General features: G+C 71.7%; 8 protein-coding genes. All 8 read right to left on the bottom strand.

Features of this window, described 5'->3' with window-relative positions:
* Positions 1 to 4,428 (bottom strand): NAD-glutamate dehydrogenase (locus IEZ12_RS20195; RefSeq protein WP_229847718.1); only part of this gene is annotated, 4,428 nt, incomplete at its 3' end.
* A 294-nt stretch (positions 4,429 to 4,722) separates the two neighbouring features.
* A complete protein-coding gene (gene pruA, locus IEZ12_RS20190) occupies positions 4,723 to 6,357 on the bottom strand; it encodes an L-glutamate gamma-semialdehyde dehydrogenase (RefSeq protein ID WP_189273488.1) in 1,635 nt (544 codons plus the stop codon).
* Positions 6,358 to 6,448: 91 nt separating this feature from the next.
* The gene (locus tag IEZ12_RS20185) at positions 6,449 to 7,105 is read right to left on the bottom strand and encodes an HAD family hydrolase (protein WP_189273332.1); all 657 of its coding nucleotides are present in this window, start codon (positions 7,103 to 7,105) and stop codon (positions 6,449 to 6,451) included.
* Positions 7,106 to 7,171: 66 nt separating this feature from the next.
* The gene (locus IEZ12_RS20180) at positions 7,172 to 8,008 is read right to left on the bottom strand and encodes an aldo/keto reductase (protein ID WP_189273330.1); all 837 of its coding nucleotides are present in this window, start codon (positions 8,006 to 8,008) and stop codon (positions 7,172 to 7,174) included.
* 5 nt (positions 8,009 to 8,013) lie between these two features.
* A complete protein-coding gene (locus tag IEZ12_RS20175; RefSeq protein WP_189273329.1) occupies positions 8,014 to 8,361 on the bottom strand; it encodes a nuclear transport factor 2 family protein in 348 nt (115 codons plus the stop codon).
* Positions 8,358 to 8,783: a GlcG/HbpS family heme-binding protein gene (locus IEZ12_RS20170; RefSeq protein WP_189273327.1), complete on the bottom strand. Its 426-nt coding sequence runs from the start codon at positions 8,781 to 8,783 to the stop codon at positions 8,358 to 8,360. The genes IEZ12_RS20175 and IEZ12_RS20170 overlap by 4 nt, the downstream gene beginning before the upstream one ends.
* Positions 8,784 to 8,815: 32 nt before the next feature.
* Positions 8,816 to 10,003 carry an MFS transporter gene (locus IEZ12_RS20165; protein WP_043916414.1) on the bottom strand — a complete coding sequence of 396 codons (1,188 nt, stop codon included), beginning with the start codon at positions 10,001 to 10,003 and terminating at the stop codon, positions 8,816 to 8,818.
* A 178-nt stretch (positions 10,004 to 10,181) separates the two neighbouring features.
* A partial coding sequence (locus tag IEZ12_RS20160; RefSeq protein ID WP_189273325.1) for a DUF6912 family protein occupies positions 10,182 to 10,690 on the bottom strand: 509 nt, incomplete at its 5' end.

The following is a 10,690-nucleotide window of genomic DNA, read 5'->3' as shown; positions in this document are numbered from 1 at the left end:
GGGCAGCGAGTCCCAGACCTGGTTGACCCGGTCGTGGAAGAACTCGATGGTGCCGGCGATGTCGAGCGGCTGGCGGCGGTTGCCCAGCATCCAGCGGGTGGCGCGCTCGACCAGGCGGCGGGCGTGCAGCCGCATGGTGGTCTGGATCTTGGCGCCGACCTGGTTGTCGAGGCCCTCGACCCGGTCCCAGAGCTGTTCCAGGCCGAACACCGCGCGGGCCGCGGCGTGGGTGCGGGCGATCTCCTCCATCGTCGCGCCGGTCTCCTCGCGGAGCCGGAACGCGAAGGTGCAGCCACCGCGGTTGATCGTGTCGTTGACGATCAGGGTGGTGACGATCTCGCGGCGCAGCGGGTGGTTGTCGATCTGCTCGGCGAACCGGGCCCGCAGCGCGGACGGGAAGTACTGGTGCAGCACGTCCCGGAAGTACGGGTCGTCGGGCAGGTCGGTGGCGAGGAGCTCGTCCGCCAGGGTGATCTTGGTGTAGGCGAGCAGCACCGACAGCTCGGGCTGGGACAGCCCGCGGCCGGCCTGCTGGCGCTCCCGGATCTGCTTCTCGGTGGGCAGGAACTCCAGCGCCCGGTCGAGCTGGCCGTTGGACTCCAGCCGGTTGATCATGCGCGAGTGCACGTTGACCATGCTGGCGGCCTGCGCGACGGCGTTGGCCAGCACCACGTTCTGCGCGTAGTTGTTGCGCAGCACCAGGCGGCCGACCTCGTCGGTCATCTCGGCGAGCAGGGCGTTGCGCTGCTTGACCGTCATGTCGCCGTCGGCGACCACCTGGTTGAGCAGGATCTTGATGTTCACCTCGTGGTCCGAGGTGTCCACGCCGGCCGAGTTGTCGATGGCGTCGGTGTTGATCCAGCCGCCGCTGGACTGCGGGCCGCCCTGCGAGGCGTACTCGATCCGGCCGAGCTGGGTGCAGCCGAGGTTGCCGCCCTCGCCGACCACCCGGGCGCGGATGTCGCTGCCGTTGACCCGGATCGAGTCGTTGGCCTTGTCGCCGACCTCCGCGTTGGTCTCGGTGGAGGCCTTGACGTAGGTGCCGATGCCGCCGTTCCAGAACAGGTCCACGGGGGCCTGCAGGATGGCCTTCATCAGCTCGGCGGGGGTGAGCTTGGCGGCCTCGATGCCGAGCCGCTCGCGGACCTGGGCGGACAGCGCGATCGACTTGGCGGAGCGCGGGAAGACGCCGCCGCCGGCCGAGATCAGCGACTTGTCGTAGTCGTCCCAGGAGCTGCGCGGCAGGTCGAACAGGCGGCGGCGCTCGGCGTGCGAGGCGGCCGCGTCCGGGTTCGGGTCGAGGAAGATGTGCCGGTGGTCGAACGCGGCGACCAGGCGGATGTGCTCGGACAGCAGCATGCCGTTGCCGAACACGTCGCCGGACATGTCGCCGATGCCGATGACGGTGAAGTCCTCGGACTGGGTGTCGACGCCGAGCTCGCGGAAGTTGCGCTTGACGGACTCCCAGGCGCCGCGGGCGGTGATGCCCATGCCCTTGTGGTCGTAGCCGGCCGAGCCGCCGGAGGCGAACGCGTCGCCCAGCCAGAAGCCGTACGACTCGGCCACGCCGTTGGCGATGTCGGAGAACGTCGCGGTGCCCTTGTCGGCGGCGACCACCAGGTAGGTGTCGTCCTCGTCGTGGCGGACCACGTCGACGGGGTGCACGACCTCGCCCGCGACCAGGTTGTCGGTGATGTCGAGCAGCGCCGAGATGAAGGTCTTGTACGAGGCGATGCCCTCGGCGAGCCACGCGTCGCGGTCGACCGCCGGGTCCGGCAGCTGCTTGGCGACGAAGCCGCCCTTGGCGCCGACCGGCACGATGACGGTGTTCTTGACCATCTGGGCCTTGACCAGGCCGAGGATCTCGGTGCGGAAGTCCTCACGCCGGTCGGACCAGCGCAGACCGCCGCGGGCGACCTTGCCGAAGCGCAGGTGGACGCCCTCGACCCGGGGCGAGTACACCCAGATCTCGAAGGCGGGCCGCGGCGCGGGCAGGTCCGGGATGGCCTTGGGGTCGAACTTCATCGACACGTACGAGTGCCAGTCGCCCTCGGCGTCGTGCTGGAAGAAGTTGGTCCGCAGGGTGGCCTTGATCAGGTGCAGGAAGGAGCGCAGGATGCGGTCCTCGTCCAGCGACACGACCTCGTCGAGGGCGCCGGCCAGCTCTTCCAGGATGGCGTCGGTCAGCTCGTCGCCGCCGGAGCGGTGGCTCGGCGACAGCCGGGCCTCGAACAGGTTGACCAGCAGCCGGGTGGTGTGGGTGTTGTTGTTGAGCGCGTCCTCCATGTAGTCCTGGGAGAACGTGGAGCCCGCCTGCCGCAGGTACTTGGCGTACGCGCGCAGCACCACGGCCTGGCGCCAGGTCAGCTTGGCGGTGAGGACCAGCTCGTTGAAGCCGTCGTTCTCGGCCTGGCCGCGCCAGGTCGCCGCGAAGGTGTCCTGGAAGCGCTCGCGGTCCTCGTCGGTGAGCTCGGTGCCCTCGCGCAGCCGCAGGCCGAAGTCGACCACCCACGCGGTGGTGCCGTCGGTGCGGCGCAGCGCGTACGGGTGCTCGTCGAGCACCTCGACGCCCAGCCGTTGCAGGACCGGCAGGACCTCGGTGAGCGAGATCGGGCCGCCCACCCGGTAGATCTTGAAGCGGCGCTCGTCGTCGCCGGCGCCGACCGGCTGGTACAGGTTCAGGCGGAAGTCGCCCTCGCCGGCCAGCGACTCGATCTGCTTGAGGTCGGCGACGGCGGTGCGCGGCGGGAAGTCGGCGCGGTAGCCGTCGGGGAAGGCGGTGGCGTACTTGTGGCCCAGCTCGGCGGCCTTCTCCTCGCCGAACTCGGTCTGCAGCTGGTCGTTGAAGCCGTCCATCCAGAACCGGGCGGCGTCGGCGAGCCGGTTCTCGATCCGCTCGATGTCGGCGTCGGACAGCTGCGGCAGCTCGGTGCCGGGGGCGACCCGGACCATGAAGTGCAGGCGGGTCAGCACCGACTCGGTGGCGTACACCGTGTAGTCGATGGTGTCGCCGTCCAGCTCCTCCTTGAGGATGCTCATCAGGGCGAGCCGGATGCGGGTGGTGTAGCGGTCGCGCGGCAGGTACACGTAGGCCGAGAAGTACCGGCCGTACTCGTCCTGGCGGAGGAACAGCCGCAGCCGGCGGCGCTCCTGCAGGTACAGCACGCTGGTGGCGACGGACTGCAGCTCGGCGGCCGCGGTCTGGAACATCTCGTCGCGCGGGAAGGTCTCCATGATCTGGAGCAGGTCGCGGCCGTCGTGGCTGTCGCCGGAGAAGCTGGCGCCCTCCATGACCTCCTGCACCTTGCGGCGCACCACCGGGATCCGGGTGACCGACTCGGTGTAGGCGGCGGAGGAGAACAGGCCGAGGAAGCGGCGCTCGCCGGTCGGCTCGCCGGCCGCGTTGAACTTCTTCACGCCGACGTAGTCGAGGTACGCGGGGCGGTGCACGGTGGCGCGGCTGTTGGCCTTGGTGAGGATCAGCAGCTTCTTCTCGTGCGCCTTGGCGCGGACCGGGGCGGAGAGCCGGCCGAAGGCCTCGGACACCGGGTGGTGGTCGGTGTCGTGGCTGAGCGGGTCGGAGCGCAGGATGCCCAGGCCGGTGCCGGCGACCGCCTTGAGCACCTCCTCGCCCTCGTGCTCGACCAGGTCGTACTCGCGGTAGCCGAGGAAGGTGAAGTGGTCGTCGGCCAGCCAGCGCATCAGCTCCCAGGCCTCGCCGACCTCCTGCTCGGGCAGGTGCGCGGGGGGCTGCTCGGCGAGTTCGTCGGCCAGTCGGAGCGCGGAGTCGCGCATCTTCGACCAGTCCTCGACGACCTCGCGGACGTCGCCCAGCACGCGGCGCAGGCCCGCCTCGATGTCGCGCAGGTCCTCGCGGGCGGTCTCGCGGTCGATCTCGATGTGCATCCAGGACTCGACCACGGCGTCCGCGGGCCACTCGGCGCCGGCGGCCCGCGCGCGGTTGCACGCGTCGATGTCGAGGATCTCCAGCAGCTTGCCGGTGAGGTCGCGGCGCACCGCCAGCTGCGGGTGCACGACCAGGTGGATGGCGCGGTTCAGGCGGGTCAGCTCGTTGGTGACCGAGTCGACCAGGAACGACATGTCGTCGGTGACGACCTCGACCACGGTGTGGCCGCAGGACCAGCCGTTCTCCTCCACGGTCGGGGTGGAGACCCGGACCTCGGCGGTGCCCTGGGGCCGCTTGAGGCCCAGCCGGTAGTGGGAGGCCGCGGCACCGTAGACGTCCACCGGGTCCCGGCCGATCAGGTCCTCGGGGGCCGTGTGGAGGTAGTAGTGGTGCAGGTAGGCGGCCAGAGCGCCGTTGCTCAGCCCCTCCCCGGGCGCCGCTCCCCCCACCTGGCTGTTCTCAGCGGCTGCTGCTGCCTTCTTGAGCAGTTCGGCCTTGGCTGCGTCCAGCTTGGTCTGCATGGCTGTTTGGCTCCTGTCGCGCGCCGTTGCGTGACTCGGTGATGACTGGTGGGTGCACCGCCGGGCCCCGTCCGCAATCCTCCCGCACGCACTGGACGGAAAAGCGCTCATGGCACGCATGAGTCGCGTTCCGCCCGGGTACGACAAGTCGTTTGGCCTGCGTGACCGAAACCGGCGACGCCAGCCAGCCTAACGTGGCGCAACCAGGGTGTCAGGGGACACGAAGGCGCAAACCCGCAGGAAGATCGTTCCTTCCTGGACACCTTGTCCAAAGCCCTCCGAGCACCGTGTACGTCACTCGGGTGACCACTCCATGTACGGGTGGACGTAGTCGGTCGGCGGGGTGAACGTCTCCTTGATCGACCTGGTGGACGTCCAGCGCAGCAGGTTCTGCGCCGCGCCCGCCTTGTCGTTGGTGCCGGAGGCCCGGCCGCCGCCGAACGGCTGCTGCCCGACCACCGCTCCGGTCGGCTTGTCGTTGACGTACAGATTTCCGGCGGTGAACCGCAGCCGGTCCACGGCCCGCGCGATGGCCCGCCGGTCCTGCGCGATCACCGAGCCGGTCAACCCGTACGGGGCGGCCTCGTCGACCCGGTCCAGCGCGTCCTCCCAGCGGCTGTCCTCGTACACCTGGACGGCCAGGATCGGCCCGAAGTACTCGGTGGAGAAGATCTCGCCGCGCCGGTCGCCGCCGAGCAGCACGGTCGGCCGGACGAACCACCCGATGGCGTCGTCCAGCTGGCCGCCCGCCAGCAGCTGCACCTGCGGGTCGGCCGTGGCCCGGGCGAGGGCGTCCCGGTTGCGGGCGAAGGCGCGGGCGTCGATCAGCGCGCCCATGAAGTTGCTCAGGTCGGTGACGTCGCCGACGGTCAGCGCGTCCACCTCGCCGAGGAAGTCGTCCTTGATCCGCCGCCACAGGCTGCGCGGCAGGTACGCCCGGGACAGCGCCGAGCACTTCTGGCCCTGGTACTCGAACGCGCCGCGCAGCATCGCGGTGCGCAGCACCGCCGGGTCGGCCGAGGGGTGGGCGATCAGGAAGTCCTTGCCGCCGGTCTCGCCGACGATCCGCGGGTAGCCGCGGTAGCGGCCGATGTTCCGGCCGATCTCCTGCCACAGGTGCTGGAAGGTGGCGGTGGAGCCGGTGAAGTGCAGCCCGGCCAGCGCCGGGTCCCGCAGCGCCACCTCGGTCACCGCCTGCCCGTCGCCGGTGACCAGGTTGACCACGCCGGGCGGCAGGCCGGCCGCCTCCAGCAGCCGCATCAGGAAGTGCGCGGCCGGCGTCTGGGTCGGCGCGGGCTTCCACACCACGGTGTTGCCCATCAGCGCGGGCGCGGTCGGCAGGTTGCCGGCCACCGCGGTGAAGTTGAACGGGGTGATCGCGCAGACGAAGCCCTCCAGCGGGCGGTGGTCGGCGCGGTTCCACACCCCCGGCGCGGAGATCGGCTGCTCGGCCAGGATCTGCCGGGCGAAGTGCACGTTGAACCGCCAGAAGTCGACCAGTTCGCAGATGTCGAGCTCGGCCTGCTGCACGGTCTTCGACTGCCCCAGCACGGTGGCGGCGACCAGCGTCCCGCGCCACGGCCCGGCCAGCAGGTCGGCGGCCCGCAGGAACACCGCCGCCCGGTCGTCGAACGACAGCCCCCGCCACTCCGGCCCCGTCGCCAGCGCCGCGTCCACCGCGTCCCGCACGTCGGCGGCGGTCGCGTTGCCCATCACGCCGAGCTTCGCGGCGTGATGGTGCGGCTGCACCACCTCGATCCGCTCCCCGCCGCCGAGCCGCTGCTCGCCGCCGACGGTCATCGGCAGCGCGGTGTGCTGCCCCGCCAGGTCGTCCGCCCGCCGCAGCAGCCGGGCCCGCTCGGGGCTGCCCGGCGCGTACGCCAGCGGCGGCTCGTTGACGGGCGTGGGGACGGTGGTGACCGCGTCGATCGGCATGCTGTTCAACTGCTCCGTACGGTGGTGCGGGTACTTCCCCTCCCAGGGTGAACGCACCCGCCCGTGTTGACGAGCTGTGACACGCCTAGCGGGCCAGCTCCTCCGCCACCGCGACGGCCTCCGCCAGCGAGTCCACCACCGGCACTCCCACGTGCACCAGCTTCTCCCGGGTGTGCGAGCCGCCCGTCCACAGCACCGACTTGATGCCCTGCGACAGCGCCGCCTGCGCGTCGTCCGCCGCGTCCCCGATCAGCACGGTGCGCTGCCGGTCGATGCCGTCGCCCAGCGCCGCCAGGTGGCCCGCCAGCTCCTGCGCCTTGCGCCCGCCGGACGCTCCGCGCCGGCCGTCCACCCGCACGAAGTGCCTGGTCAGCCCGAAGCCGTCCACCACCGGCACCAGCTGCTCGTGCTCGTACATCGACAGCAGCGACTGGCTGCGCCCGCCCGCCGTCCACCCGGTCAGCAGCTCCTCGGCGCCCGGCGTCAGCCCGCAGCCCGGGAACAGCTCCGTGTACTTGAGGTGGAACGCGTCGTCCAGCTCCAGCCACTCGTCCCGGCTGGGCATCCGCCCCAGCAGCCGGTGGTAGAAGTTCGGGATCGGGATCTCGTACTGCGCCCGGTACTCGTCCAGCGTCATCGGCGCGACGCCGACCAGCGAGAGCGCCGCGTTGCTGGCCCCCAGCACGGCCGGCATGTCCGACAGCAGGGTGCCGTTCCAGTCCCAGACTATGTGTGTACGCACCCGCCAAGGGTACGGCCGGGGCCCGGAACCCCGTTCGGGAATTCCGGGCCCCGGCCGCGGGGCGGATCAGGCGGCGTTGAACTCGTCCGGGTCCGGGCCGGTGCGCAGGCCGCGGTCGGTGGCGGCGATGGCGGCCATCTCGTCGTCGGTGAGGGTGAAGTCGAAGACGTCGAGGTTCTGGCGGATCCGGGCCGGGGTGACGGACTTCGGGATCACCAGGTTGCCGAGCTGGAGGTGCCAGCGCAGCACCGCCTGGGCGGCGGACTTGCCGGTGCGCTCGGCGATCGCGGTGATCGCCGGGTCGTTCAGGACGGCGCCCTGGGCGAGCGGGCTCCAGGCCTCGGTGGCGATGCCGTGCGCGGCGTGGAAGGCCCGCAGCTCGGACTGCTGGAGGCCCGGGTGCAGCTCGACCTGGTTGACGGCGGGGACGAGGCCGCCGTTCTCGATCAGCCGGGTCAGGTGCGCGGGCTGGAAGTTGGAGACGCCCGCGGCGCGGATCCGGCCGTCGGCGGCGAGGCGCTCGACGGCCCGCCAGGAGTCGAGGTACAGGTCACGGGCCGGGGTCGGCCAGTGGATCAGGTACAGGTCGACGGTCTCCAGGCCGAGCTTGTCGAGGCTGGCGTCGAAGGCCCGCAGCGTCGCGTCGTAGCCCTGGTCGGCATTCCACAGCTTGGTGGTGACGAACAGCTCCTCGCGGGGCAGCCCGGACGCGGCCAGCGCCTTGCCGACGCCGCGCTCGTTGCCGTAGATCGCGGCGGTGTCGATGCTGCGGTAACCGGACTCCAGGGCGGCGGCGACGGCGGCGGTGGTCTCCTCGTCCGGGACCTGGAAGACGCCGAAGCCGAGCTGCGGCATCTCGACGCCGTTGTTGAGGGTGACGGTGGGGACGGTGGGGGCGGTCATGGGAATCAAGCCTTTTCGGTGAGGGTGCAGGTGAGGGTCTGGGCGCGGATCAGGCCGTCCCGGAAGACGAAGGTGTCGACTCCGTCGGTCACCTGCCGGGTGGCGGTGGCGGCGCCCCAGCGGAGGAACAGCACGTCCTCGGCGAACAGCGGGGTGAGCTGCCACTCGGCGTCGGGCAGTTCGGCGAGCAGCCGGCCGATGACCTGCTTGACGCCGTCGCGGCCGGTGCGGACGCCGTCGGGCGTCAGGAGCACCGCGTCCTCGGTGTAGCTCCCGGCGATCAGGTCGAGGTCGCCGGTGGCGAGGCGCCGGCCGTGTTCGGCGAACACCTCCTGCGGGGTGCGGGCGCTCATCGGGCGAGCTCCCGCAGCGCGGCGGCGGCGAACGCGTGGTCCTGCTCGGGGGCGCCGCCGCCGACGCCGACGGCGCCGACCGGCCGGCCGTCGCGCTGCACCGGGAGGCCGCCGGCGATGAACAGCAGTGGCCGGTCCAGTGCGGTCGGCAGCGAGTGGAACGGGCCGTCCGGCTTGACCAGCTCGACCAGGTCCGCGGTCGGGGCGTTCAGCTGGAGCGCGGTGTACGCCTTGCGGGTGCTGGTCTCGCCGGAGATCAGCACGGCCCGGTCGTCGCGGCGGAAGGCCAGCAGGTGGCCGCCCGCGTCGAGGACGGTGACGCTGACCGCGACCCCGGCCGCCTCGGCGGCGGCGCGGGCGGCGGCGACCAGGGTCTCGGCGTCGGCGGTGGACAGCGGGGCGGTGGTGGCGGTGGTGCTCATGGTGCGTCTCCGGTACGGGGAGTGACGGTGGTTCAGTGGTTCAGGGCCGGGGCGCGGACCGCTGCGGGGGCCGCCGCGTCGCGGCGCTCCAGGGCGGCCGAGACGAAGGCCAGCAGCAGGGCGGCTCCGGCCAGCGCCGCGCCCACCCAGTTGGGTGCGGTCCAGCCGAGGCCGGCCGCGATGACGGCGCCGCCGAGCCACGCGGCGAGCGCGTTGCCCAGGTTGAATGCTCCGATGTTGACGGCCGAGGCCAGCGTCGGCGCGCCGTGCGCCTGGTCGAGGACCCGCTTCTGGAGCGGCGGCACGGTGGCGAAGCCGAGGGCGCCGATCACCAGCAGGGTGACCGCGGCGGTGATCTCGTTGTGGGCGGTGACGGTGAACAGCGCGAGCGCGACGGCCAGTCCGCCGAGGGTGGTGAACAGCATCGGCATCAGCCGGCGGTCGGCGAACCGGCCGCCCAGCAGGTTGCCGAGGAACATGCCGACGCCGAGCAGCACCAGCAGCCAGGTCACCGCGCCGTCCGAGAAGCCCGCGACCTCGGTCATCATCGGCGCGATGTAGGTGATCGCGGCGAACACGCCGCCGAAGCCGAGGACGGTCATCGCCATCGCCAGCACCACCTGCACGTTGCGGAACGCGGCCAGCTCGCGGCGCAGGTGCGCGCCCTCCGGCCGGGGCAGGTCCGGCACCAGCCGGGCGATGCCCAGCAGTCCGACCACGCCGAGCACGGCGACGATCGCGAAGGTGGCCCGCCAGCCGACGCTCTGGCCGACGAAGGTGCCGAGCGGGACGCCGACGATGTTGGCCACGGTCAGGCCGGTGAACATGGTGGCGATCGCCCCGGCCTTCTTCTCGGGTGCGACCAGCTCGGCCGCCACCACCGACCCGATGCCGAAGAACGCGCCGTGGGCGAGCGAGGCGACGATCCGCCCGGCGAGCATCGCCCCAAAGCTCGGCGCGACGGCCGAGAGCAGGTTCCCGACGGTGAACAGGACCATCAGCAGCATCAGCATCCGCTTGCGACTGATCCGGGTGCCGAGCACGGTCATCAGCGGCGCGCCGACGACCACGCCGATCGCGTAGCCCGTGACCAGCAGGCCTGCGGTGGGGATCGTCACCCCGAAGTCCGAGGCGACCTCGGGCAGCAGGCCCATGATCACGAACTCGGTGGTTCCGATGCCGAACGCCCCGATGGCCAGGGCGAGGAGCGCGAGCGGCATGATGCCGACCTCCATGCGATTGCGAATGCGCCTTACGAGCTTCGACAATAATTGCAGACGCATCTTCTTGCAAACGCAACGATCGGCGGAGGCGCTCCTCCCGTACGGCCCCGGCAAACGCGAGGACCCCGCCCCGGCCGGGTGGCCGTGACGGGGTCCTGCGGTGAGCTCTCGAAGATCAGGCGATCAGACCGGGGATCTCCTGCGTCGCGAACCAGAGCAGCTCGTGGTCGTCCGCCCCGTCCACCGTGAACTGCGCGTCCTGGTCGCCCTGGTCCGCGGCCACGATCGCCTCGGCCGCGGCCGCCACGTCGGCCGCCACGTCCGGGTCCGCGTCGTCGGCGTGCACGGACGCGGCCTTGGCCAGCCGGATCGGGCCGGCCAGCACCACGCGGCCCAGTGAGGCCTGGTCCTGGTACTCGTCCCCGGGGAACGGCGTCACCGCGGAGTCGGAGACCTCGACGGCGACCACCACGCGTCGGCGCGGCGCCTTCGGGTCGGCGGCCAGCAGCCGGACGGAGGACAGCGCGGCGCGGTTGAGCGCCGCGTACTCCAGTTCCTCCAGGTCGTCGCTGACGTACCACTCGCGCAGCGCCGGAGTCACCGCGTACGCGACGCTCTGCTCCAGGACCCCCTCGGGGTGCGCCACCGCCAGGTCGTTCAACGTGGTGGGCACGTACACGCGCA

Origin of the sequence: Kitasatospora griseola, assembly GCF_014648555.1 — a bacterium.
Classification (GTDB): Bacteria; Actinomycetota; Actinomycetes; order Streptomycetales; family Streptomycetaceae; genus Kitasatospora; species Kitasatospora griseola.
Note: the sequence above shows the minus strand (reverse complement) of the source record. Positions and strands in the feature narration are given on the sequence as shown.

What these genes read in the sequence shown, in the direction of transcription:
- IEZ12_RS20180 (WP_189273330.1), bottom strand. Translation starts at nt 8,008, where the DNA reads ATGACCGCCCCCACCGTCCCCACCGTCACCCTCAACAACGGCGTCGAG.
- IEZ12_RS20175 (WP_189273329.1), bottom strand. Translation starts at nt 8,361, where the DNA reads ATGAGCGCCCGCACCCCGCAGGAGGTGTTCGCCGAACACGGCCGGCGC.
- IEZ12_RS20170 (WP_189273327.1), bottom strand. Translation starts at nt 8,783, where the DNA reads ATGAGCACCACCGCCACCACCGCCCCGCTGTCCACCGCCGACGCCGAG.
- IEZ12_RS20165 (WP_043916414.1), bottom strand. Translation starts at nt 10,003, where the DNA reads ATGCCGCTCGCGCTCCTCGCCCTGGCCATCGGGGCGTTCGGCATCGGA.